Genomic DNA, 23,023 nt, shown 5'->3' on the forward strand with positions numbered 1-23,023 from the left:
GGATCCCATCCCCATGATCGCTCTGTCCCTCGCGGAGATCGCCGAGATCGTCGGCGGCGACCTGCGCCCCGCTGCAGGTCACGATCCCGCATCGATCGTGTCCGGTGTCGTCGACACCGACTCGCGGCAGATGACCCCCGGCGGCATCTTCGTCGCCAAGCCCGGCGAGACCACCGACGGGCACCGCTTCGTCGGCGCCGCGATCGAGAACGGCGCCGTGCTGGCCCTGGTCGAGCATCCCGTCGACGAGGCGATCTCGCAGATCGTCGTACCAGACGTCGTCGTCGCCATCGCGGACCTCGCCCGCGCCGTCGTCGCGCGCGTTCGCGCGTCCGGCGACCTGCGGATCGTCGGAATCACCGGGTCGAACGGCAAGACGACCACCAAGAACTTCCTCGCCCGGATCCTGCAGGACGAGGGCGAGACGATCGCGCCGATCGCCTCCTACAACAACGAGGTCGGCGCGCCGCTCACGATGCTGCGGATCACCGACACCACCCGCTTCCTGGTGTGCGAGTTCGGCGCGAGCGCGCCGGGCGAGATCGCGCGCCTCGCGGGACTCGTGCACCCCGACGTGGCGGTCGAGCTCATGGTCGGGCTCGCGCACGCCGGCGGCTTCGGAGGCATCGAGGAGACCGCTCGCGCCAAGGCGGAGCTCGTCGCGGCGGCGGCCCCCGGCGGGACCGCCGTGCTGAACCTCGACGACCCGCGTGTGGCGGGCATGGCGCCGCTCGCCGAGGAGCAGGGACTGCGCATCGTCGGCTTCGGCCAGGGACCCGCTGCCGCCGTGCGCGCGGCCGGCATCGATGTCACCGCATCCGGCACGTCGTGCATCGTGCATGTGGACGGCCAGGAACTGCCGCTGCGGCTGCAGGTGCTCGGCGCGCACCACGTCAACAACGCCCTCGCCGCGATCGCCGCGGCACGCGCGCTCGGCGTCGCCCCGGCGGACGCCATCGTGCGCCTGGAGACGGTGCAGCTCGCTGAGCGCTGGCGCATGCAGCCCATGGGCGGCGCCGAGGTGCGCATCATCAACGACGCGTACAACGCGAGCCCCGACTCCATGGCCGCCGCGCTCCGCACGCTGGCGCAGATCACCGGCCCCGACGAGCGCACCGTCGCCGTGCTGGGCGCGATGAGCGAGCTCGGCGAGACCGCCGGCGATGAGCACGACCGGATCGGCCTGCTGGCCGTGCGCCTGAACATCCAGCGCATCGTGGTCGTCGGCGCCGACGCGCGCCGGCTCTTCCTCGCGGCTGTGGGCGAGGGGTCGTGGGACGGCGAAGCCGTGCACCTCGCCGACGCCGACGCTGCGTTCGAGTACCTCCAGGGCGAACTGCGCCCCGGAGACCGCGTGCTCGTCAAGTCGTCCAACTCCGCCGGACTCCGTTTCCTCGGCGATCGTCTGGGAGAATCGTTCTCGTGAGATCTCTGCTTACCTCCGCCGCGATCTCCCTCGCGTTCACGCTCCTGCTGACCCCGGTCTTCCTCCGGCTGTTCCGGAAGTGGGGCTGGGGGCAGGTCATCCGCACCCCGGAATCGATCAGCAACCCCAGCCACCAGGCCAAGCGCGGCACGCCCACGATGGGCGGCGTGATCTTCATCCTCGGCACCGTCGTCGGATACTTGGTCGGCACCTTCACCGGCGGGAGCTATCCCACGGTCTCGGGCCTGCTGGTGATCTGGCTCATGCTGGGCTTCGGCGCGGTCGGGTTCATCGACGACTACATGAAGCTGCGCCAGCGCAACAGCCTCGGACTCTCCGGGTGGCGCAAGATCCTCGGACAGGTGCTCGTCATGGTGCCGTTCGGCATCGTGGCGCTGACGGTGCGCAGCGCCTCCGGTAACACCCCGGCCAGCGCCTTCGTCTCGCTCTTCCGCGACATCCCCGTGCTGTGGCTGTTCGCGCTCGGCCCGATCGTCGGCTGGCTGCTCTACCTGCTCTGGATCTCGGTGATCGGCATCGCCACCTCCAACAGCGTGAACCTCACGGACGGCCTTGACGGCCTGGCCGCCGGCTGCGCGGTGTTCGTGATCGGCGCCTACAGCCTCATCTCGTTCTGGCAGTTCAAGCAGTCCTGCGCCGCGGAATCGCTCTCGCCGTCGTCCCTGAACGGCTGCTACGACGTCGCGCACCCGTTCGACCTCGCCGTCATCTCCGCGTCGTTCGTCGGCGCGCTGATCGGGTTCCTCTGGTGGAACGCGCCCAAGGCGAAGGTGTTCATGGGCGATGTCGGATCCATGTCGATCGGCGGGGTGATCGCGGCGCTCGCGATCCTGACCCGCACCGAGCTGCTGCTCCTGCTGCTGGCCGGCGTCTTCATCATCGCCTCGGGTTCCGTGATCGTGCAGCTGGCCTATTTCAAGCTCACCCGCGGCAAGCGGCTGTTCCTGCAGAGCCCGTTCCATCACCACCTCGAGATGCGCGGGTGGCCCGAGGCCACGATCGTGGTGCGCATGTGGATCATCGCCGGGCTGCTGTCCGTGTCCGCCTTCGGCCTGTTCTACGTCGAGTGGCTGAGGCTGACCAGCTCATGACCCGTGATCTCGACGCCCTGACCAGCTGGCACGCCGACTGGCGGGGACTGCGGGTCGCCGTGCTCGGGCTGTCCGTGACCGGTTTCTCGGTCGCCGACACGCTGACCGAGCTCGGCGCCGAGGTGCTCGTGCTCTCCGAGAGCGCCACCGAGGAGTACGAGCGGCTGGTGCCGCTGATCGGGGCCCGGCTGTGGATCGGCGATCTCGGGTCCGGTCCGGAGCCGCTCGTCGAGTTCGCACCGGAGATCGTCATCGCTTCGCCCGGATTCGCGCCCGCCCATCCCGTGATCGCGTGGGTCCGCACGCAGCCGATCGCCCTGTGGGGCGACATCGAGCTGGCCTGGCGCGTGCGGGACAAGGTCCTCCGCGACGACGGCACCCCGGCCGAGTGGGTGCTGATCACCGGCACCAACGGCAAGACCACGACGACCCAGCTCACCGCGACGATGCTCGTCGCCGGCGGGCTGCGCGCGGCGCCGTGCGGCAACATCGGCGTGCCCGTCCTCGACGCGGTGCGCGACCCCGGCGGCTTCGACGTGCTCGTGGTCGAGCTGTCCAGTCACCAGCTCTGGTACCTCGGGCTCTCGGATCCCGCCGGTCAGCCGGTGCCGTGGGCGGCCACGTGCCTCAACCTCGCCGACGACCACCTCGTCTGGCACGGCAGCGCGGAGGCGTATCGCGAGGCGAAGGCCCTGGTCTATCGCAACACGCGGGCGGCCTGCGTCTACAACAAGGCGGACGAGGCCACGCAGCGCATGGTCGAGGACGCGGACGTGATCGAAGGCGCCCGCGCGATCGGATTCGGGCTCGGCATCCCGGGCCCGAGCGATCTGGGTGTGGTCGAGGGGATCCTGGCCGACCGCGCGTTCCTCGACGACCGGCGCAACAGCGCGCTCGAACTCACGACCGTGGCCGACCTCGCCGCGCACGGCCTGAACGCCCCGCACATCGTGCAGAACATCCTCGCCGCCGCAGCCCTCAGCCGCTCGCTCGGGACCGAGCCCGCGGCGATCAGGACGGCGCTGGACGGCTTCCGCCTCGACGCGCACCGGATCGAGGTCATCGCCCGGGCGGGTGGGATCACCTGGGTGGACGACTCCAAGGCGACGAACCCGCATGCGGCGCAGTCGTCGCTGCAGGCGTTCCCCGGCGCGATCTGGATCGTCGGGGGGGATCTGAAGGGCGTCGACCTGACGGATCTCGTCGCGGGCGCCGGAGCGACCGCGCGCGCCGCGGTGGTGATCGGCGTCGACCGCGATCATGTGCTCGAGGCGTTCGCGCGACACGCGCCGGCGGTGCAGGTCCTCGAGGTCGTCCCCGGCGACACTGAAGGGGTCATGACCCGCGTCGTGGAACTGGCCGCGGGCATCGCCCAAGAGGGGGACACCGTGCTCCTCGCTCCTGCGGCGGCGTCCTTCGACCAGTTCGAGAGCTACGCGGATCGCGGCCACCGCTTCGCCGAGGCGGTGCGGCAGTGGATCGATCAGGGACGGTCGAGCGATCAGGGGAGCACGGATGACGCAGGTGGCACCACGCCAGACACCGGCGCCTGAGCCCCGCGTCGACGGACTCGCCGCCCGGGTGCGACTGGGGCGCGTCTTCCGACCGATGTCCACCGAGTTCGCGCTGATCGCCTCGACCTCGCTGCTGCTCACCGTGTTCGGCCTGGTGATGATCCTCTCGGCCTCCAGCGCGAACGCCGTGGACCAGGGGCAGGGTCCGTTCTCGATCGTTCTGACGCAGGCGCTCGTGGCTGCGATCGGCGTGCCGCTGATGTTCCTGATGAGTCGCTTCCCCGTGCAGTTCTGGAAGCGCACCGCGTGGCTCGTGCTGATCCTCGCCGTGGGTCTGCAGATGCTCGTCTACACGCCTCTCGGCTACGAGAACGACGGCAACACGAACTGGCTCAAGATCGGCAGCCAGGTGATCCAGCCCTCCGAGTTCATCAAGCTCGCCCTCGCGGTGTGGGCCGGATTCATCCTCTGGCGCAAGCAGGAGCTCCTGGGCCGCTGGAAACACGTGTTCATCCCGCTGATCCCCGTCGGCTTCCTCGCGATCGCGGCCGTTCTGGGCGGCAAGGACCTCGGCACGTCGATGATCCTGTTCCTGATCATCCTCGGCGCGCTCTTCTTCTCGGGCGTGCGGCTGCGGATCTTCATCCTGCCGCTGCTCATCTCGGTGGTCGCGGTGCTCGGCTTCGCTTTCGCCGACGAGCGCCGCCGGTCGCTGATCCTCGGCGTCTTCGACCACTCGAACGACACCAGCTGCTACCTGACGACGTGCTACCAGCAGGTGCACGCGATCTGGGGGATGGCGAACGGCGGCATCTTCGGTGTGGGCCTCGGCAACTCGCGCGAGAAGTACGGCTGGCTCCCCGCCGCCTCCAACGACTACATCTTCGCGATCGTGGGGGAGGAGCTGGGCCTGATCGGCTGCGGGCTCGTGCTCGCCTTGTTCGTGCTGTTCGCGGTCGCGGTGTTCCGGATGATCCGTCGCACGAACGACCTCTTCGTCCGCATCACCGCCGGCGGGATCGTGGTGTGGATCCTCTCGCAGGCGCTCATCAACATCGGCGTGGTGCTGCGGATCTTCCCGGTGCTGGGCGTGCCACTGCCGTTCATGTCGCAGGGCGGCACCTCGCTGCTGTCGGTGCTGCTCGGCTGCGGGGTGCTCCTCTCCTTCGCGCGCACGCTGCCCGCGCCCGCGCAGAGCCTGCCCGCAGGCCGGTCGGGTAGCCTCGGGAAGTGACCACGTATCTTCTGGCCGGCGGTGGAACCGCCGGCCATGTCAATCCGCTGCTCGCCGTCGCCGACGGCCTGCGCGCCCGCGACTCTGAGACGGGAGTCCTCGTGCTCGGCACGCGCGAGGGCCTCGAGGCGCGACTCGTGCCGCAGCGCGGCTACGAGCTGCTCACGGTGGACAAGGTGCCGTTCCCGCGCCGCCCGAACGGCGCCGCCCTCGCGTTCCCCGTGCGGTTCGCGCGCGCGGTGAAGCAGGCGCGCTCGTACATCCGCGAGCACGGCGTCGACGCGGTGATCGGCTTCGGCGGCTACGCCTCGGCTCCGGCCTATGTGGCCGCCCGTCGCGAGCGCGTGCCGTTCGTGGTGCACGAGGCCAACGCCCGTCCCGGCATGGCGAACGTGCTGGGCGCCCGCACGGCGGCGGCGGTCGGCGTCGCGTTCCCCGGAACGCCCCTGCGCGGCGGCGAGGTCGTCGGGATGCCGCTGCGACGGGAGATCGTGGAGCTGGACCGTGCGGCCCTCCGTGCCGAGGCTGCGGCGGAGTTCGGCCTGGACCCCGAGCGGCCCGTTCTGCTCGTGTTCGGCGGCTCGCTCGGCGCGCAGCGCCTGAACGAGGCGATCGCCGGCTCCTGGCAGGACATCCTGGACGCGGGGTGGCAGATCCTGCACGCGACCGGCGACCGCTCCGACATGCCCGATCCGGGCGCTTCCGGCTACGCCCTGCGCCGCTACCTGGACCGGATGGATCTCGCCTTCGCCCTGGCGGACCTGATCCTCTCCCGTTCGGGATCGGCGACGGTGAGCGAGATCAGCGCACTCGGCATCCCCGCGATCTACGTGCCCTACGCCGTCGGCAACGGCGAGCAGCGACTGAACGCCGCCGCCGCCATCGACGCGGGCGCCGCCGTGCTGATCGAGGACGGGCAGCTCACCCCGGAGCGCGTGAGGGAAGAGGTGGTCCCGCTGCTGGGCGACGCCGCCCGCCGCGACGCGATGCGACAGGCGGCCGAGCGTGTCGGATCGCGCACCGGAACCGAGGATCTCATCGCCCTCGCCGATCGCGCACTCGCGCGCTGAGCGCCCCGCAGCCCTGACCCGGCGAGCCGGGCCTCAGGCCTCCTCGCCCCGACTTAGGATGATTCAGCCATGATCAGACCCGACCTCTCCCTGCCGATTCCGGACGACATCACCGCCGCGCACTTCATCGGCATCGGCGGCTCCGGCATGTCGGGCCTCGCCCGCATGTTCCTCGACGCGGGCATCCGCGTGTCCGGGAGCGATCGTGCGGACAGCGCCAACCTCCAGGCCCTGGCGGCTCTCGGCGCCGATGTGCACGTGGGCCATGACGCGGCGAACCTGGGCGATGCGGACACGGTCGTGCACACGGGCGCGATCTGGCCGGAGAACCCCGAGTTCCTGCTCGCCAAGGAGCGCGGTCTGCACGTGATCCACCGATCGCAGGCACTGCACTGGCTGATCCGCGGACGGCGCCTCGTGTCGGTGGCCGGCGCGCACGGCAAGACCAGCTCGACGGGCATGATCGTCACCGCCCTTCAGCAGCTCGGCGCCGACCCGAACTTCGTCAACGGCGGCGTGATCGAGCAGCTGGGCGCTTCCAGCTCCTCCGGCGCGGACGACCTCTTCGTGATCGAGGCCGACGAGTCCGATGGCACGTTCCTGCTCTACGACACCTCGGTCGCGCTGATCACGAACGTCGACCCCGATCACCTGGACCACTACGGATCCGACGAGGCCTTCCACGACGCCTTCGTGACATTCGCGAACGCCGCGAGCGAGGCCGTCGTGATCTCGAGCGACGATCCCGGCGCGCTGCGCGTGCGAGCGGGGATCACTCATCCGAACGTGATCTCGTTCGGCCTCGCGGAAGACGCGGATCTGAGGATCACCGACATCGTCACGGACGGCCCTGTCTCCGCGACCCTGACCATGCACGGGGCTTCCGCCCGCATGCAGCTCGCGGTCCCCGGCGTGCACAACGCGATCAACGCGGCCGGCGCGGTCGCCGTGCTCACGACGCTCGGCTACTCGCTGGCCGACGCCGCCCGCGCGATGGAGGGCTTCGCGGGCACGGTCCGGCGCCTCGAACTGCACGGCAGCGCACGCGGGGTGAGCGTCTACGACGACTACTCGCACCACCCGACCGAGGTCCGCGCCGCCCTGGAGGCCATGCGCACGATCGTCGGAGAGGGCCGGATCATCGCGATCCAGCAGCCGCACACGTATTCGCGCACGCAGCACATGTACCGCGAGTTCGCCGAGGTGCTCGAGACCTACGCCGACCACACCGTCATGCTCGACGTCTATGGGGCGCGCGAGGATCCGGTGCCAGGAGTCACCGGCGAGCTGGTCAGCGGCGCGTTCGCGGACCCGCACCACGTGCACTACGTCGCGGACTGGCAGCAGGCGGCCGACTACACGGCATCCGTCGCGCGCGGCGGCGACTACGTGATCACGCTCGGCTGCGGCAACGTCTACCAGATCATCCCGCAGGTGCTGGACGCCCTGCGCACCACCGCCGAGGGCTGACCGTGCGCCGGCCGTCCGCGATCCCCTCTCCCGCGCCTCCGGTCGAGCCGGAGCGTCCGGCAGGGGCGCAGCCGTTCGACGGCGCACGGAGACGGGCGACGGGCTTCGGCATCGACGCCTCCGCGGGTCCTGAGATGGACGCGATCCCGGCCGTACCGGATGATGCCGACACGACCGCGCCGATCCTGCTCGACCGCGGGGCCTCCGCCGTCTCCTCGACCGCGCGGGAGCGTGCGGAGGAGGCGGATCCGACGGCAGCGCAGGACGACGTGCCGCTGACCGCGCGCGACCTCTGGCATGCGACCAGGGCGCGCCGCAAGGCGCTGCGCACCGAGATCCGCCGCTTCACCCAGCGCTCCCGGCGCCGGAGGATCGGCTGGATCGTAGGAGCGGCGCTCGCCCTGCTCGTCGTGGGCGGCAGTATCGGCGCGGCGTACAGCCCGCTGTTCGCGGTGGAGACCGTCACGGTCGAGGGGACGAGTGCGCTCAAGGCCGCCGACGTGCAGAAGGCGCTGTCGGGGCAGGTCGGCAGGCCGCTGGCGCTCGTGGACTCCAGCGCCGTCAAGGCTGCGCTCGTCGCGTTCCCCCTGATCGAGACCTACCGCCTGGAGGCGCACCCTCCGCACGACCTCGTGGTGCGGATCGTGGAGCGCACGCCGGTCGGCGTCCTCCAAGCCGATGACGGTCGGTTCACGGTCGTCGACGCCGCAGGAGTCGCCCTCTCGACCGCGGAGGCGCGGCCCGCCGGTTACGCCCTGATCGACGTCGCCGGCGGCACAGGGTCCAAGGCGTTCGCCGCGGTGGGCACAGCCCTCCGCTCGCTGCCCGCCGAGTTGCGCGGCCAGGTCGACAGCGCCACCGCGTCGACCCCCGACGACATCGTGCTGAAGCTGTCCGGCGGCGCTCAGGTGGTGTGGGGGAGTGCGGAGCAGTCGGCCCGCAAGACCCTCTCCCTGCAGGCGCTGATGAAGGCGAACCCGAGCGCGGCGTCCTACGACGTGTCCTCGCCGGGCGTCGGAATCGTCGGCTGAGCACGAATATCCGAAACGATCGCGCCCAGGCGCGTGTCGCTTGGCTTCTGCGCGCCGTGCGCCGCTTACCTTCAAACCAGAAGAAAGCAATACCGGGAAATACTTTAACCTTCTGCTTGAGGTTTAAGGTTGCCGGCTCGGGGCTCGAAATACATCGGAGGACGGGATGAGCCAGAACCAGAACTACCTTGCCGTGATCAAGGTCGTCGGTGTCGGCGGTGGCGGCGTCAACGCCGTCAATCGCATGATCGATCTCGGCCTTCGCGGCGTCGAGTTCATCGCGATCAACACCGATGCGCAGGCGCTGCTGATGAGCGACGCCGACGTCAAGCTCGACGTCGGCCGCGACCTCACCCGCGGGCTCGGCGCAGGCGCCGACCCCGAGGTCGGACGCCGTGCCGCGGAGGACCACGCGGAGGAGATCGAGCAGGCGCTGACCGGCGCCGACATGGTCTTCGTCACCGCTGGCGAGGGCGGAGGAACCGGCACCGGTGGCGCGCCGATCGTGGCGCGCATCGCCAAGTCGATCGGCGCCCTGACCATCGGCGTCGTGACCAAGCCCTTCTCGTTCGAGGGTCGCCGTCGGCAGAGCCAGGCCGATGCCGGCGTGGCGAAGCTGAAGGAAGAGGTCGACACCCTCATCGTGGTGCCGAACGACCGTCTTCTCGAGATCAGCGACCGCGGCATCTCGATGATCGAGGCGTTCGCGACCGCCGATCAGGTGCTGCTCGCCGGCGTGCAGGGCATCACCGATCTGATCACCACGCCGGGTCTCATCAACCTCGACTTCAACGACGTCAAGTCGGTCATGCAGGGGGCTGGATCCGCGCTCATGGGAATCGGCTCCGCCCGCGGCGCCGACCGTGCGATCAAGGCGGCCGAGCTCGCGGTCGAATCGCCCCTTCTCGAGGCGTCGATCGAGGGCGCGCACGGCGTGCTGCTGTCGATCCAGGGCGGGTCGAACCTCGGCATCTTCGAGATCCACGATGCGGCGGACCTCGTCAAGGAAGCCGCGCACCCCGAGGCCAACATCATCTTCGGAACGGTCATCGACGACACCCTCGGCGACGAGGTGCGCGTCACGGTGATCGCCGCGGGCTTCGACAGCGGTGAGCCCACGCTGCGCCTCGACCCGCAGATCTTCTCGCGCACGACGACCCCTGCGGTCGCCGAGAAGCCCGCCGTCGAGGAGCGCGAGGACTCGGCCCAGGCCGAGGAGACGCCGCGCGAGACCGCTCCGGTGACCGTGCCCTCGATCCCGCCCGTGCACACCAGCATCGAGCCGGCGTTCGATGAGAGCGATCTCGACATCCCCGAGTTCCTGAAGTGACCGCGGTCGCCGAGCGGCTGTCCGCGATCGATGCAGCGATCGCGGACGCCGCGCGGCGCGCGGGACGGGATCCCGCGGAGATCACGCGGATCGTCGTGACCAAGTTCCACCCCGCCGCACTCGTGAGCGAGCTGTACGGCCTCGGCGTCCGCGAGGTGGGGGAGAACCGGCAGCAGGAGCTCTCCGCGAAGGCTGAGGCCCTCGCGGAGCTGGATGACCTGCGGTGGCACTTCATCGGGCAGGCTCAGACCAACAAGGCCGGCGCGATCCGTCGCGCGGCGCAGGCCGTGCACTCGGTGGATCGTCTGCGCATCGCCGAGGCACTCGACCGGGCCGCGACCGACGACCTGCTGCTCGACGTCCTGCTGCAGATCAACCTCACCGACGACCCGGGCCGCGGGGGCGTCGCGCCGACGGAGCTCGAGCGGCTCGCCGAACAGGTGCTCGCTCTGCCCACGCTGCGACTGCGCGGCGTGATGGCCGTCGCGCCCCTCGACGAGGACCCGGCCGCCGCGTTCGCCCGCGTCCACGAGTCCGCGCAGCGTCTGCGCGCGGTCGCGCCGGGTGCCGAGTGGATCTCGGCCGGGATGACCGGCGATTTCGCCGAGGCGATCGCGGCAGGCGCGACACACCTACGCATCGGCTCCGCAATCACGGGGCCACGACCCGCACAGGGTTAGCCTCGAAACAGAACCACCCCTACACGTTCGGAGGACACGATGGGGAACCCGCTGAAGAAGACCATGGTCTACCTCGGCCTCGCCGATGAGGAAGAGGTCTACGAGGAGCAGGCTCCGGCCGCGCAGAGCGCCCGCCAGGAGCAGATCCGCCACGAGCCCGTCCGCCGCGACGAGGTGCGTCGTGAGCGCGAGGAGGCGAAGCCGGCTCCTGTGACGCCGCTGCGCCGTCCGACCGCCGTGCGCCAGCCGTCCGTCGGCGCCGTGAACGAGATCCTCACGGTGCACCCGAAGCAGTACCGCGATGCTCAGGTCATCGCCGAGAGCTTCCGCGACGGGATCCCGGTGATCATCAACCTCTCGCAGATGAGCGACGCCGACGCGCGCCGCCTGATCGACTTCGCGAGCGGGCTCTCGCTCGGCCTGTACGGGCGCATCGAGCGCGTGACGAGCAAGGTCTTCCTGCTGTCGCCGGAGAGCATCGCGGTGTCGGGACAGGGCGGGATGGCCGGGGGCGACGAGCCCGCGCTCGCGCACTCCTGACGCGTGGTGGTGCCGGCCGCGGTCTCGACGATCGCAGCGATTCTCAACATCCTGCTCCTGCTGTACCTGCTCACGCTGTTCGCGCGGTTGATCCTGGAGTACATCCCCATCTTCAACCGTTCATGGCGCCCACGCGGTGCGGGCCTGATCGTCGCCGAGATCGTCTACACGCTCACGGATCCGCCGATCCGGCTGTTCCGACGCCTCATTCCTCCGTTGAGGATCGGACCCGTCGCGCTCGACCTGGGCTTCACGCTCACCATGATCATCGTGCTCATCCTGATGTCGATCACCCGATACTTCATCTAGGGCGCGTCGCCGCGCCCGCCCGCGCGCGCCTTCGCGGCGCCGCGATCGGAAGGCTATGCTTTTCTGAAGGTGCACGCCGAGGGGCAGGCGCCATTTCCACCCGGCCACCGAGAACTCATCGAAAGAGGAGCCACCCATGGCACTGACCCCGGATGACGTCGTCACCAAGCAGTTCCAGCACGTCCGTTTCAAGGACGGCTTCGACCCGGACGAGGTCGACGACTTCCTCGACGAGGTCGTGCTCGAGTGGCGTAAGGCCCTCGACGAGAACGCCGAGCTGAAGGCGAAGCTGGCCGCCTACGAGTCCGGCGAGAAGGCCGCTCCCGCGGCCGAGGCTCCGGTCGCCGCCGCGCCCGCGCCTGTCGCCGCCCCGGTCGCCGAGACCGGTGCGCCGGCCGCTGCGACCGCAGGCATCATCGAGCTCGCGCAGCGTCTGCACGACGAGCACGTCGCAGAGGGCAAGTCCCAGCGCGACCAGCTCATCGCGGACGCGAAGGCCCAGGCGTCGAAGATCCTCGCCGACGCCGAGCAGAAGCAGCGCGAAGAGACCTCGCGTCTCGAGCGCGAGCGCAACGTGCTCGAGGGCAAGATCACCGAGCTGCACGACTTCGAGCGCACGTACCGCACGCAGCTGCGCAGCTACATCGAGGGTCAGCTCCGCGACCTCGACGAGAAGGGCGGCCCCAACGGGGACGCCTCCTCCGCGCAGTAAGGGGCCCCGTTGACCCGGCGTCAACCGCTTCACGGTTCGGCGGCCGGCGCGATCATTGCGATCCTCGCAGTGCTCGTGCTGGCCGCCGACCAGTTTGTGAAGTACCTCACCATCACACATCTGCCCCAGGAGCAGGTCGTTCCCGTTCTCGGGGGCTTCCTGCAGCTCTTCTACATCCGCAATTCCGGGGCGGCGTTCTCGATCGGCGCGGGCTACACGTGGGTCTTCACGATCGCGCTGGCCGTCGTCGCGTGCGTGATCGTGTGGAAGGCGTTCTCCGTGCGCGCGCGGCTGTGGGCCGTCGTGCTCGGAGCGCTGCTGGGCGGGGTGCTCGGGAACCTCACCGACCGGATCCTCCGCGAACCGGGATTCGGTGTCGGGCACGTCGTCGACATGATCTCGATGCCGTGGATGCTGCCGGCGATCTTCAACGTCGCGGACATCTTCATCGTCTGCGGCATGATCTCGATCGCGCTGCTGATCATCGTGGGGCTCCGCCTCGACGGCACCCGTGAGCGGGACCACAAGGACGAGCCGGCGGAAGGCGCCGAGTCCGCAGCCGCTGTCGCCGAGGGCATCCCTGCCGACGACGCGACGCCCGGCCCTGATCCGAAGCGCACTGCGCGGCGCGACCGCGCCGGATCCGAGGACTGACCGTGGAATCCCGTTCCCTCCCCGTCCCGGACGGATTGGACGGAGTCAGGGTCGATGCCGCGCTCGCGAAGATGCTCGGCTTCTCGCGCACCTTCGCGGCGGAGGTCGCGGAAGCCGGGGGAGTGACGCTCGACGGCACCGTGCTGGGAAAGTCGGACAAGCTGCGCGCCGGCGGCTGGCTCGATGTGGAGTGGGCGCCGAAGCAGGCGCCGCGGATCGAGCCGATCGCCGTGCCGGACCTCGGCATCGTCTACGACGACGACGACATCGTGGTGGTCGACAAGCCCACCGGCGTCGCCGCGCATCCGTCCGTGGGCTGGGAGGGGCCGACGGTGGTCGGTGCCCTGGCCGCCGCAGGATTCCGGATCGCCACGAGTGGCGCCCCGGAGCGTCAGGGCGTCGTGCACCGACTCGACGTGGGAACCAGCGGCCTCATGGTGGTCGCGAAGTCCGAGGCCGCGTACTCGGAGCTCAAGCGCGCCTTCAAGGAGCGCACCGTCGAGAAGATCTACCACGCGGTCGTGCAAGGGCATCCCGACCCGCTCGCCGGCACGATCGACGCGCCGATCGGGCGGCACCCGAACCACTCCTGGAAGTTCGCGGTGATCCCCGACGGCAAGCCCTCGGTCACCCACTACGAGACGCTCGAGGCCTTCCCCGGCGCATCGCTCCTGGAGATCCATCTCGAGACCGGTCGGACGCATCAGATCCGCGTGCACATGGCTGCCCACCGGCACCCGTGCGTGGGGGATCCGCTGTACGGCGCCGACCCGACGATGTCGGCGCGTCTCGGGCTGACGAGACAGTGGTTGCACGCGCACCGGCTGGGCTTCGCCCATCCGACCACCGGCGCATGGGTCCAGACCGAGTCTCCGTACCCCGCCGACTTCCAGCACGCGCTCGACGTGCTCCGCGACGAGGACTGAGCCCCGTCGCTGAGGCCTCGGGCCTCAGAGGGGCAGCTCGCCCGTTGCGGACACCACGCCGTCGAGCGTCGCCTCCAGGAACCGGACGACGACCTGCGGATCCTCATCGCGGTCGATCACGAGGCTGATCAGGGTCTCCTCGGTGAAGGACACCCAGGATCGCAGGGCGATGCGCAGGGCAGGCGTGTCCGGCGTGCCGAGCTCGGTGAAGGCGTCGAGCAGCCGCTCCGCGTTGAGATCGCGCGACTCGTCGACCACCCGCCGGACGGCGGGGTCGCCGCTCGCGATGCCGCGCACGAGCGAGTGGAACGTGCCCTGGTGCTGGCTCACGAACTCCGTGATGCGCAGGAGCGTGTCGCGGATGCGTGCGCGCGGCTCCAGCTCGTCGCGGGGCTCCGAGGCGAGCAGCAGGCTGTCCCTGGCCATGGTGACGACCGCGAGGTGCATGCCCTGCCGGGTGTCGAAGTAGTGGAACAGCAGCGGGCGGGACACGCCGGCGCGCTGAGCGAGCACGTCCATGGTGAGCTCGTCCAGGGAGTGCTCGGCGAGGAAGTTCACCCCGGTCGCGATGAGCTGCGCACGACGCTCTTCCGGTGTCAGTCGGACGCGTCGCAGGTCGGGCATGCCCCGAGCCTAGTGGGAGGAGAGTGCTGACCGTGTCCGGTATTGACTCTGAGTCAATGGGCAATATACTCGACCAGGTGAGCGCCGCCATCGCAGCCGGCGCGCTGGAGGAGGATCGATGAAGTTCCCGAAGACCGACCGTGTCCGCAAGCTCGGCTCGTCCCATGCCGGCCGCATCGCCCTCGTGGCGATCCCCGCAGGCGTCGTCGCGGCAGCGCTGATGGGCGGAGTCGCCCAGGGAGCCGTGCCCGTCTCGTTCGCCGTGTCGGGGAGCCAGTTCCAGATCGGCGCCTCCCAGCTGGAGGGCACAGGCTTCTCGCAGTACGCCGGTGTCGCGAAGGACACGGAGGGCAAGGAGCACACGGTCGCCATCGCGAACATCAAGAGCGCGACGCTCACCGACCTCTGCCAGTCGGTCATCACCGACACACCGCTCGGCAAGGTCGGCGTGCTCATCAAGGCCGGCGGCAACGGCAACCCGGCGTCGGCCAGCGATCTGCAGATCGGCATGACCGGGCTCAAGGGCGACGCGTCGTTCGGCGCGATCCGCATCGGCGTGGACGCCTCGACCGTCAACACCGACGCCAAGGGCTCCGCGGGCGACTTCGCCCAGGACGCCGACACCGTCTCGATCAAGAACCTGCAGCAGACGGCTTGGAGCACCCAGGCCTCGGTGTTCACCCTCACGGGCATGACGCTGGAGCTGACGGACGGTTCGCAGGGATGCTTCTGAACGACGGGGCTGCGATGACCGACGACGCGAGCACCCGCGGGTCCGCACGGCGCGTGGCGCGAGACGCCGATGCGCCTGCGCGGGGATTCCGGCATTGGCGGCGGCAGCGGCCGTTCGTCGGCGGTCTGCTCGTGGCTCTCGGCGGCATCGAGATGTTCTTCTCGGGGCAGCTCGACATCGGACATCTGCACGTGCAGCTGGGGATCGAGGGCCTGCAGGCGACGATCATCCCGATCGCGCTGCTGCTGCTCGGGATCCTCGCCGTCACGATGCCCGCGCATCACGTGTTCTACGGGATCCTGGCCCTGGTCGTCGCGATCTATTCGCTGATCGGCGTGAACCTCGGCGGGTTCATCATCGGGATGCTCCTCGCCGGCACCGGGGCGGTGCTCGTGGTCGCCTGGATGGGACCGCGCGACCCCGCGCCCGTCGACGGAGCCGAGGAGGCGGCGTCGTGAAGCCGCAGCGCCGGCCCGGCGCCGCGCTCCTGGCTGCGCTCGCCCTCGTGGCGCCGATGACCCTCGGCGCCGCCGTGGCCCCGACATCGCAGCCGACGGGACTGTGCATCCCGCTGCTCTGGTGCCCTTCTCCGAGTCCGACGCCGACGACGCCCCCGCCGAAGTCGGGGACGCCCGGTCCCACGGTCCCGGGGCTGCCTGCGGTGCCCGGCGTGCCGTCGACGCCCGGGGCGACGACTCCGACGACTCCGGGAGATCCTGCGCCGACGCCCGCGCCGGCCCCGGTCGCCGCGACGAGGGACGAGAGCGCGCCCGTCTTCACGAAGATCCCGGCCTCGATGGGGTCGCAGGGTCTGTCCTTCACCGGTTTGAGCGGCATCTCGATCGTCGATGTGCCGACCATCGACGGCAGCACGATCCGCGCCCTCAAGATCTCCGCCGACTCGATCACGATCTCGGGGTTCTCGCTCACCGTCCGCCCGCCGGACAAGGCAGGACTCGTGACGAACGCCGACACCATGACCCTCACCGGGCACGTGAGCGTGTACCTCGGGTCGGTCACCGCGACCACGCAGGACGGCCGCGCGCTGACCCTGGGAACCGACACACCCCCGCCGCTGGACGATGTCAAGCCGGGCCTGCTGCGCGTCACGATGGGTCTTGTCGGCACGATCGCCGACTCGATCACCTACACGAACACGGATCAGCGCATCGTCGAGCCCTGACCCCGTTCCGCACCCGCGCGGATGTCCGACCGGCGGGGCAGGATGGGCTCATGAGCATCGAGGTGCGCCCTGCGACCGTCTTCGAGGACGTCGCGACGCTGGTCGGGCCGAAGAACCCGGCATCGAACGTGTGCTTCTGCCTCAGCTACCGGATCGGGAACAAGGAGAACGTCGCACTGCGCGGGCCCGCACGCGCCGAGCGGGTGCGAGAGCTGTGCCATCAGGATCCGGCCCCCGGCGTGATCGCCTATCTCGACGACGAGCCGGTCGGATGGGCGGCGGTGCATCCGCGGCGGGACACGAGCTTCGCGCGCAATCGACTGATCCCGCAGATCGATGATCTCGACGTCTGGTCGCTGTGGTGCCTCCGCGTGCGTCCCGGCCACCGGAAGCAGGGGATCTCGCACGCGCTGATCGAGGGCGCCGTCGCCCATGCGAGAGAGAGCGGCGCACCGGCGATCGAGGGATACCCGGTCGACAACGAGGGCGCGAAGGTGAACCTCACGATGGCCTACGCGGGCACGCGCTCCCTGTTCGAGTCCGCCGGCTTCGAGAAGGCCGCCGACACCGGCTCGGTCCTGGACGGCTTCCCGCGGGTGCTGATGCGACTCGACCTGCGGTGAGTGCTGCTCCGCAAATACCGTGAACCGGATGCGCGGGCTCAGACAATACATAGCGTGAGCACAGACAGCGAGATCATCCAGAGGTCTCTCGAGCAGCCGGAGGCGTTCGCCGAGTTCTTCGACCGGCACGCGAGAAGCGTGAACGCCTTCGCGACCTATCGTGTGGGTCGCGCTGCCGCGGAGGACGTGCTGAGCGAGACGTTCTTGACGGCCTTCCGCCGGCGCGCCGACTTCGACCTCGCCGCCGAATCGGGCGTTCCCTGGCTCCTCGGCATCGCCGCACGGCTGATCCGTCGGCATCGCGCGGTGGAGGCGAAGCACTGGAGGTCGTTCACGGCGTCCGCGCGGCGCGAGGAGCTCACATCGTCGGGCGGCGTCGACGAGGCGCTGTCACGTGTCGACGCGGAACGCGAGGTGGCGTCGCTCACGACGCGGATCGCCGCCCTCGCGCCGAGAGACAGGGAGACGCTCCTGCTCTACGCCTGGCAGGGGCTGAGCTACGAGGAAGTGGCGGAAGCCCTCGGCGTCCCCGTCGGGACGGTGCGGTCGCGACTCAATCGCGTGCGCCGCCGCCTGGATCCGGACCGCCGGATCGAGGCGTTCGAGAAGAAGCAGCAGAAGGGAGAGAGCGTTGGACGTGTTTGAGAAGGTCGAGAAGATCAGGCCCGAGATCGAGGGCGTCGAGGAGAGCCTCGCGGCTGCGCGGATGCGGTTGATGACGGAGATCCGCGGCGAGGAGCGCCCCGTGCGCGCGCGCCCCGTCCGACGGACGTGGTTCCTCGCCGCAGGAGCGGCCGGAGCCTTGGCCGCGGCGACCGCCGGGGTGCTCATCGTCGGTGGCATGACCGCACCGAAGCCGCCCGTCGTCGCGCATCCGGCGCCGACTCCGGCGCAGACCGCTCCTTCCTCTCCCGCACCGAGGCCGACGGCGTCCGCAGTGCCGGAGACGGCGCAAGGCGTGCTCAGCGCCGCGTCCGCTTCCGCGATCCACGGAGGGCTCACGCCGCAGCCCGGACAATACCTGCGCGTCACCTGGACATCGGACCGTGTCCTCCTCGGGGACGACTCGACGATCTCCCAACCCGGCTCCGGCTTGTTCTACCCGGCGGCGACGCACGCCTGGGTGGTGCGGAGCAGCGGCGCCACCTACATCCCCGCCGATCTGACCGGCGACTGGTACTGGGCGGCGGCAGAGCCGGCCGTGGTGACCGCCGCATACGGGCAGGACGCCGACGCCGATGCGCGTTTGCAGCTGCTTCTGGATCGGATGAGCGCCGCGGGCGGCGACGGACGCTTCGTCAGCGGTGGAGGCTCCCTGCCCGAGGGGGACGGGACCACCTACAGCGACTACCTGACGTCACTGCCCGCGGATGCCGACGGGGTGCTCTCGCAGCTCTCCGCCGGTCAGGGCAGCATCTCGGACTACCATCACGCCGCGATGGTCGGGTGGAGGCTGATCACCCTGCTCGGATGCAACGCGGGCACCGGCGACGTGCGTGCAGCGATGCTGCAGGCCCTCGGGCGGCTTCCCGGTTCGTCGATCGTCGACAGTCACGGGTCCCTGCGCACGATCTCGTTCGACTCGTCCTTCGGGAGCGAGCAGGGGGAGTCCGGCGATGTGCAGCGTCATCAGGCGATCACCGTCGATGTGTCCAACGGGCGCGTGACGGGCAGCTCAGACAGCACCAACCCCGGCGGGAGCATCGTCCCCGACGGCGTCCCCGATGTCAGGACCGACTACGTCGTCGACGTCGTGGACGGTCTGCCCGGCTGAGCCGCCCTCGGCGGCCTCCCGCCGCGGAAATGTGCAGGATCGTCCTCCGCCATGGCGAGGGCGATCTTGCGCACGTGGGCGTCGTCGACGTCGCCCATCGCGGCGAGGTCGTAGAAGCCGACCTCGGTGAGCTCACCGTCGGCCGGGTACGGCTCGCCCGAGACCCAGGTGCAGCGGAACACCAGATCGAGGTAGTCGACCTCGTCGCCGTTCGCGTAGGTCACGCGGGGGAGCTGCTGCACGAGGGCGAGACGCTCCACCTTCACCGCCACGCCGGCCTCCTCGAGGCATTCCCGCGCTGCGGCGTCCGCGGGCTCCTCGCCGGGCTCCACGATCCCGGACACCGCCTGCCATGCGCCGTTGTCCGCGCGCCTGCCGAGCAGCACCTTCTCGTCGCGGAACACGATCGCGGTGACGCCGACGAGGTTCAGCGGGGTGTGGCCCACATGCTCTCGGAGCGCGAGGACGAAGTCGGGGGTGGTCATGCGATCCAGGCTATCGGCGGGCGTCCGGGGCCTCGATGTCCCACCCCGAAACGTAGACTCGAAGCATGGCATCAGACTCCTTCGTCCACCTGCACGTGCACAGCGAGTACTCGATGCTGGACGGGGCCGCGCGTATCGCGCCGCTCGTGCAGGAGGCCGTCGCTCAGGGCATGCCGGCGGTCGCCGTGACCGACCACGGCAACACGTTCGCCGCGTTCGAGTTCTACAAGGCCGCGCAGGCGGCCGGAGTCAAGCCGATCATCGGCATCGAGGCGTACGTCACCCCCGGCACGCACCGCAGCGACAAGTCCCGCGTGCAGTGGGGCTCGCCGGAGCAGCGCCGCGACGACGTCTCCGGATCCGGCGCCTACACCCACATGACCCTGCTCTCCGAGACCACCGAGGGCATGCACAACCTGTTCCGGCTCTCGTCGACGTCGAGCCTTGAGGGCTACTACTTCAAGCCGCGCATGGATCGCGAGATCCTGCAGAAGTACTCCAAGGGCCTGATCGCCACCACAGGCTGCCCCTCCGGCGAGATCCAGACCCGGCTGCGGCTGGGCCAGTACGACGCGGCCCGTGCGGCGGCCGCCGAGTTCCAGGACATCTTCGGCAAGGAGAACTACTTCGCCGAGATCATGGACCACGGGCTCGAGATCGAACGGCGCGTCACCGGCGACCTGCTGAAGATCGCGAAGGATCTGGGGATCCCGCTCGTCGGCACGAACGACCTGCACTACACGCACCAGCACGACTCGACCAGCCACGCTGCGCTCCTCTGCGTGCAGTCCGGCTCGACCCTCGACGATCCGAACCGGTTCAAGTTCGACGGCGACGGCTACTACGTGAAGTCCGCCGCGGAGATGCGCCAGGTGTTCCGCGATCACCCCGAGGCGTGCGACAACACGCTGCTCATCGCCGAGCGCTGCGACGTCTCGTTCAACACCGGCGCCAACTTCATGCCGCGCTTCCCGGTCCCCGACGGCGAGACCGAGGAGAGCTGGTTCATCAAAGAGGTCGAGAACGGCCTGCGCGACCGCTACCCCGGGGGGATCCCGGACGCGGTGCGCACCCAGGCGAACTACGAGGTCGAGGTCATCTCGTCCATGGGGTTCCCCGGCTACTTCCTCGTCGTTGCCGACTTCATCAACTGGGCCAAGGACAACGGGGTGCGGGTCGGCCCAGGGCGCGGATCCGGAGCCGGGTCCATGGCGGCCTACGCGATGAAGATCACCGACCTCGACCCGCTCGAGCACGGTCTCATCTTCGAGCGGTTCCTGAACCCGGACCGCGTCTCCATGCCCGACTTCGACGTCGACTTCGACGACCGTCGTCGCGGCGAGGTGATCCAGTACGTCACAGAGAAGTACGGCGACGAGCGCGTCGCGCAGATCGTCACGTACGGCACGATCAAGGCCAAGCAGGCGCTGAAGGACGCGGGCCGCGTGCTCGGCTTCCCGTTCAGCATGGGGGAGAAGCTCACCAAGGCGATGCCTCCCGCCGTGATGGGCAAGGACATGCCGCTGGACGGCATGTTCAACCCGGAGCACCCGCGGTACAAGGAGGCCAGCGAGTTCCGCGTCGTGATCGAGTCCGATCCCGAGGCGAAGACCGTTTTCGACACGGCCCTGGGACTGGAGAATCTGAAGCGCCAGTGGGGCGTGCACGCCGCCGGCGTCATCATGTCCTCGCATCCGCTGATCGACATCATCCCGATCATGAAGCGCGAGCAGGACGGCCAGATCGTCACGCAGTTCGACTATCCGTCCTGCGAGTCGCTCGGGCTCATCAAGATGGACTTCCTGGGGCTGCGCAACCTCACGATCATCTCCGACGCGCTCGCCAACATCCGGATGAACCGGGGTGAGGAGCTCGTGCTCGAAGACCTCGCGCTCGACGACCGCCCGTCCTACGACCTGCTCACCAGGGGCGACTCGCTCGGCGTGTTCCAGCTCGACGGCGGCCCGATGCGCGCGCTCATGCGCCTGATGAAGCCGGACAACTTCGGCGACATCTCGGCCCTCATCGCGCTGTACCGGCCGGGCCCCATGGGCGCCAACTCGCACACGAACTACGCCCTGCGCAAGAACGGCCTGCAGGAGATCACGCCGATCCACCCGGAGTTCGCCGACTCGCTCAAGGACATCCTGGAGGAGAGCTACGGCCTCATCATCTACCAGGAGCAGGTGATGGCGATCGCCCAGCGCGTGGCCGGGTTCTCGCTCGGTCAGGCCGACATCCTCCGCCGTGCCATGGGCAAGAAGAAGAAGAGCGAGCTGGACAAGCAGTTCGAGGGCTTCCAGGGGGGCATGCACGCGAACGGCTATTCGGACGGCGCCGTCAACGCGCTCTGGGAGATCCTGCTTCCCTTCTCCGACTACGCCTTCAACAAAGCGCACTCCGCCGCCTACGGCGTGATCTCGTACTGGACCGCGTACCTCAAGGCGCACTACCCGGCCGAGTACATGGCGGCGCTGCTCACCAGCGTCGGCGACTCCAAGGACAAGATGGCGCTGTACCTGAACGAGTGCCGCCGCATGGGCATCAAGGTGCTGCCGCCCGATGTGCGGGAGTCGATCAACTTCTTCGCGGCCGTCGGCGAGGACATCCGCTTCGGTCTCGGCGCCGTGCGCAACGTCGGATCCAACGTCGTCGAGGGCATCGTGCAGGGCCGCCAGGAGGAGAACTTCACCTCCTTCCACGACTTCCTGAAGAAGGTGCCGCTGCACGTCGCGAACAAGCGCACGGTCGAGTCGCTCATCAAGGCGGGCGCGTTCGACTCGATGGGCGACACGCGGCGCGCTCTCGTGGAGATCCATGAGGACGCCGTCGAGGCGTCGGTGGGCCAGAAGCGCAACGAGGCGCAGGGCGCCATCGGCTTCGACTTCGACAGCCTGTACGACGAGATCGAAGAGGTCGCGCCGCCCAAGGTGCCCATCCGTCCGGAGTGGACCAAGAAGGACAAACTCGCATTCGAGCGCGAGATGCTCGGCCTGTACGTGTCGGATCATCCACTCGCCGGCCTCGAGGTCCCGCTCGCGAAGCACGCCTCGATCGCGATCAACAGTCTGCTGGAGTCCGAGGATCTGCAGGACGGCGATCAGGTCACGATCGCCGGGCTCGTCACGAGCGTGCAGCATCGCGTCGCCAAGGCCAGCGGCAACCCCTACGGCATGATCACCGTCGAGGACTTCGGCGGCGAGATCACCATCATGTTCATGGGCAAGACGTACCTCGAGTTCCAGAGCATGCTGCAGCAGGACTCGATCCTGGCGGTGCGCGGGCGCGTCTCCCGCCGTGACGACGGCATGAACCTGCACGCGCAGTCGGCGTTCACGCCGGACGTCGGCTCCTTCGACGCCGCGGGACCGCTGTCGCTGCTGGTGCCGGAGCAGCGGGCCACCGAGCGCGTCATCGAGGATCTGGCGGACGTGCTGCGCCGCCACGCCGGCGAGACCGAGGTGATGCTGAAGATGCATCGCGGCGGGCGCGCGAAGGTGTTCGAGGTGCCCATGCCGGTGACCGTGACGGCGGACCTGTTCGGCGATCTGAAGTCGCTGCTCGGTCCGCAGTGCCTGGGCTGATCGCGTCCG

The 23,023-nt window shown here is 69.5% G+C and carries 23 protein-coding genes; 21 read left to right on the forward strand and 2 right to left on the reverse strand.

What is annotated here, in order from left to right; translation table 11 throughout:
• Positions 1-13: 13 nt before the first annotated feature.
• The 14 genes from RS86_RS11875 to RS86_RS11940 all read left to right on the forward strand — a co-directional run bounded on the left by RS86_RS11875 (position 14) and on the right by RS86_RS11940 (position 14,008).
• Positions 14-1,426, forward strand: a complete 1,413-nt coding sequence (locus RS86_RS11875; RefSeq protein ID WP_045272468.1) for a UDP-N-acetylmuramoyl-tripeptide--D-alanyl-D-alanine ligase — start codon at positions 14-16, stop codon at positions 1,424-1,426.
• The gene (gene mraY / locus RS86_RS11880) at positions 1,423-2,538 is read left to right on the forward strand and encodes a phospho-N-acetylmuramoyl-pentapeptide-transferase (RefSeq protein ID WP_045272469.1); all 1,116 of its coding nucleotides are present in this window, start codon (positions 1,423-1,425) and stop codon (positions 2,536-2,538) included. Before RS86_RS11875 ends, mraY begins: the two co-directional genes overlap by 4 nt.
• Positions 2,535-4,091 (forward strand): UDP-N-acetylmuramoyl-L-alanine--D-glutamate ligase, encoded by a 1,557-nt coding sequence (gene murD / locus RS86_RS11885; RefSeq protein ID WP_045272470.1) that lies wholly within the window; start codon positions 2,535-2,537, stop codon positions 4,089-4,091. Before mraY ends, murD begins: the two co-directional genes overlap by 4 nt.
• Complete coding sequence (locus RS86_RS11890) at positions 4,054-5,286, forward strand: FtsW/RodA/SpoVE family cell cycle protein (RefSeq protein ID WP_045272471.1); 1,233 nt, start codon at positions 4,054-4,056, stop codon at positions 5,284-5,286. The genes murD and RS86_RS11890 overlap by 38 nt, the downstream gene beginning before the upstream one ends.
• Complete coding sequence (murG, locus tag RS86_RS11895) at positions 5,283-6,356, forward strand: undecaprenyldiphospho-muramoylpentapeptide beta-N-acetylglucosaminyltransferase (protein ID WP_045272472.1); 1,074 nt, start codon at positions 5,283-5,285, stop codon at positions 6,354-6,356. Before RS86_RS11890 ends, murG begins: the two co-directional genes overlap by 4 nt.
• A 69-nt stretch (positions 6,357-6,425) precedes the next feature.
• Positions 6,426-7,826, forward strand: a complete 1,401-nt coding sequence (gene murC / locus RS86_RS11900; RefSeq protein WP_045272473.1) for a UDP-N-acetylmuramate--L-alanine ligase — start codon at positions 6,426-6,428, stop codon at positions 7,824-7,826.
• A 2-nt stretch (positions 7,827-7,828) separates the two neighbouring features.
• Positions 7,829-8,857: an FtsQ-type POTRA domain-containing protein gene (locus RS86_RS11905; protein ID WP_045272474.1), complete on the forward strand. Its 1,029-nt coding sequence runs from the start codon at positions 7,829-7,831 to the stop codon at positions 8,855-8,857.
• A gap of 166 nt (positions 8,858-9,023) precedes the next feature.
• Positions 9,024-10,187 carry a cell division protein FtsZ gene (ftsZ, locus tag RS86_RS11910; protein ID WP_045272475.1) on the forward strand — a complete coding sequence of 388 codons (1,164 nt, stop codon included), beginning with the start codon at positions 9,024-9,026 and terminating at the stop codon, positions 10,185-10,187.
• Positions 10,184-10,867, forward strand: coding sequence for a YggS family pyridoxal phosphate-dependent enzyme (locus RS86_RS11915; protein ID WP_045272476.1), 684 nt, complete (start codon positions 10,184-10,186; stop codon positions 10,865-10,867). Before ftsZ ends, RS86_RS11915 begins: the two co-directional genes overlap by 4 nt.
• Before the next feature lie 39 nt (positions 10,868-10,906).
• Complete coding sequence (locus RS86_RS11920; protein ID WP_045272477.1) at positions 10,907-11,407, forward strand: cell division protein SepF; 501 nt, start codon at positions 10,907-10,909, stop codon at positions 11,405-11,407.
• A gap of 3 nt (positions 11,408-11,410) precedes the next feature.
• Positions 11,411-11,716 (forward strand): YggT family protein, encoded by a 306-nt coding sequence (locus tag RS86_RS11925; protein ID WP_235281762.1) that lies wholly within the window; start codon positions 11,411-11,413, stop codon positions 11,714-11,716.
• A 136-nt stretch (positions 11,717-11,852) separates the two neighbouring features.
• Positions 11,853-12,428: a DivIVA domain-containing protein gene (locus RS86_RS11930; RefSeq protein ID WP_045272478.1), complete on the forward strand. Its 576-nt coding sequence runs from the start codon at positions 11,853-11,855 to the stop codon at positions 12,426-12,428.
• Between the two features lie 9 nt (positions 12,429-12,437).
• Positions 12,438-13,082, forward strand: coding sequence for a signal peptidase II (lspA, locus tag RS86_RS11935; RefSeq protein WP_045272479.1), 645 nt, complete (start codon positions 12,438-12,440; stop codon positions 13,080-13,082).
• A 2-nt stretch (positions 13,083-13,084) separates the two neighbouring features.
• Entirely contained in the window at positions 13,085-14,008 is a 924-nt protein-coding gene (locus RS86_RS11940; RefSeq protein ID WP_045272480.1) for an RluA family pseudouridine synthase, read from the forward strand.
• Positions 14,009-14,032: 24 nt separating this feature from the next.
• On the opposite strand, the gene RS86_RS11945 is transcribed toward RS86_RS11940, so the two are convergent.
• Positions 14,033-14,632, reverse strand: coding sequence for a TetR/AcrR family transcriptional regulator (locus RS86_RS11945; protein ID WP_045272481.1), 600 nt, complete (start codon positions 14,630-14,632; stop codon positions 14,033-14,035).
• Positions 14,633-14,750: 118 nt separating this feature from the next.
• On the opposite strand from RS86_RS11945, the gene RS86_RS11950 reads away from it, so the two are divergent.
• The 6 genes from RS86_RS11950 to RS86_RS11975 are packed head-to-tail and all read left to right on the forward strand — an operon-like array spanning position 14,751 to position 18,945.
• A complete protein-coding gene (locus RS86_RS11950) occupies positions 14,751-15,365 on the forward strand; it encodes a DUF6230 family protein (protein ID WP_045272482.1) in 615 nt (204 codons plus the stop codon).
• A 14-nt stretch (positions 15,366-15,379) separates the two neighbouring features.
• Positions 15,380-15,823 carry a DUF6114 domain-containing protein gene (locus RS86_RS11955; protein WP_235281763.1) on the forward strand — a complete coding sequence of 148 codons (444 nt, stop codon included), beginning with the start codon at positions 15,380-15,382 and terminating at the stop codon, positions 15,821-15,823.
• Positions 15,820-16,548 (forward strand): hypothetical protein, encoded by a 729-nt coding sequence (locus RS86_RS11960; RefSeq protein WP_052680234.1) that lies wholly within the window; start codon positions 15,820-15,822, stop codon positions 16,546-16,548. The genes RS86_RS11955 and RS86_RS11960 overlap by 4 nt, the downstream gene beginning before the upstream one ends.
• 50 nt (positions 16,549-16,598) lie before the next feature.
• Positions 16,599-17,171, forward strand: a complete 573-nt coding sequence (locus tag RS86_RS11965; RefSeq protein WP_045272483.1) for a GNAT family N-acetyltransferase — start codon at positions 16,599-16,601, stop codon at positions 17,169-17,171.
• A 54-nt stretch (positions 17,172-17,225) separates the two neighbouring features.
• Entirely contained in the window at positions 17,226-17,816 is a 591-nt protein-coding gene (locus tag RS86_RS11970) for an RNA polymerase sigma factor (RefSeq protein WP_045272484.1), read from the forward strand.
• The gene (locus tag RS86_RS11975) at positions 17,803-18,945 is read left to right on the forward strand and encodes a hypothetical protein (RefSeq protein WP_160299688.1); all 1,143 of its coding nucleotides are present in this window, start codon (positions 17,803-17,805) and stop codon (positions 18,943-18,945) included. Before RS86_RS11970 ends, RS86_RS11975 begins: the two co-directional genes overlap by 14 nt.
• Here the strand turns inward: RS86_RS11975 and RS86_RS11980 are convergent.
• Positions 18,909-19,430, reverse strand: coding sequence for an NUDIX hydrolase (locus RS86_RS11980; protein ID WP_045272486.1), 522 nt, complete (start codon positions 19,428-19,430; stop codon positions 18,909-18,911). The genes RS86_RS11975 and RS86_RS11980 overlap by 37 nt on opposite strands.
• A gap of 65 nt (positions 19,431-19,495) precedes the next feature.
• Here RS86_RS11980 and dnaE point away from each other — a divergent pair, with 65 nt between their 5' ends.
• Complete coding sequence (dnaE, locus tag RS86_RS11985; protein WP_045272487.1) at positions 19,496-23,014, forward strand: DNA polymerase III subunit alpha; 3,519 nt, start codon at positions 19,496-19,498, stop codon at positions 23,012-23,014.
• Positions 23,015-23,023: the final 9 nt, after the last annotated feature.

Source organism: Microbacterium azadirachtae, from assembly GCF_000956505.1.
Taxonomy (GTDB): Bacteria; Actinomycetota; Actinomycetes; order Actinomycetales; family Microbacteriaceae; genus Microbacterium; species Microbacterium azadirachtae_A.

Coding starts and splice junctions, on each gene's coding strand:
- RS86_RS11875 (WP_045272468.1), top strand. CDS start 14: ATGATCGCTCTGTCCCTCGCGGAGATCGCCGAGATCGTCGGCGGCGAC.
- murD (WP_045272470.1), top strand. CDS start 2,535: ATGACCCGTGATCTCGACGCCCTGACCAGCTGGCACGCCGACTGGCGG.
- RS86_RS11890 (WP_045272471.1), top strand. CDS start 4,054: ATGACGCAGGTGGCACCACGCCAGACACCGGCGCCTGAGCCCCGCGTC.
- murC (WP_045272473.1), top strand. CDS start 6,426: ATGATCAGACCCGACCTCTCCCTGCCGATTCCGGACGACATCACCGCC.
- ftsZ (WP_045272475.1), top strand. CDS start 9,024: ATGAGCCAGAACCAGAACTACCTTGCCGTGATCAAGGTCGTCGGTGTC.
- RS86_RS11920 (WP_045272477.1), top strand. CDS start 10,907: ATGGGGAACCCGCTGAAGAAGACCATGGTCTACCTCGGCCTCGCCGAT.
- RS86_RS11930 (WP_045272478.1), top strand. CDS start 11,853: ATGGCACTGACCCCGGATGACGTCGTCACCAAGCAGTTCCAGCACGTC.
- RS86_RS11945 (WP_045272481.1), bottom strand. CDS start 14,632: ATGCCCGACCTGCGACGCGTCCGACTGACACCGGAAGAGCGTCGTGCG.
- RS86_RS11950 (WP_045272482.1), top strand. CDS start 14,751: ATGAAGTTCCCGAAGACCGACCGTGTCCGCAAGCTCGGCTCGTCCCAT.
- RS86_RS11955 (WP_235281763.1), top strand. CDS start 15,380: ATGACCGACGACGCGAGCACCCGCGGGTCCGCACGGCGCGTGGCGCGA.
- RS86_RS11965 (WP_045272483.1), top strand. CDS start 16,599: ATGAGCATCGAGGTGCGCCCTGCGACCGTCTTCGAGGACGTCGCGACG.
- RS86_RS11980 (WP_045272486.1), bottom strand. CDS start 19,430: ATGACCACCCCCGACTTCGTCCTCGCGCTCCGAGAGCATGTGGGCCAC.
- dnaE (WP_045272487.1), top strand. CDS start 19,496: ATGGCATCAGACTCCTTCGTCCACCTGCACGTGCACAGCGAGTACTCG.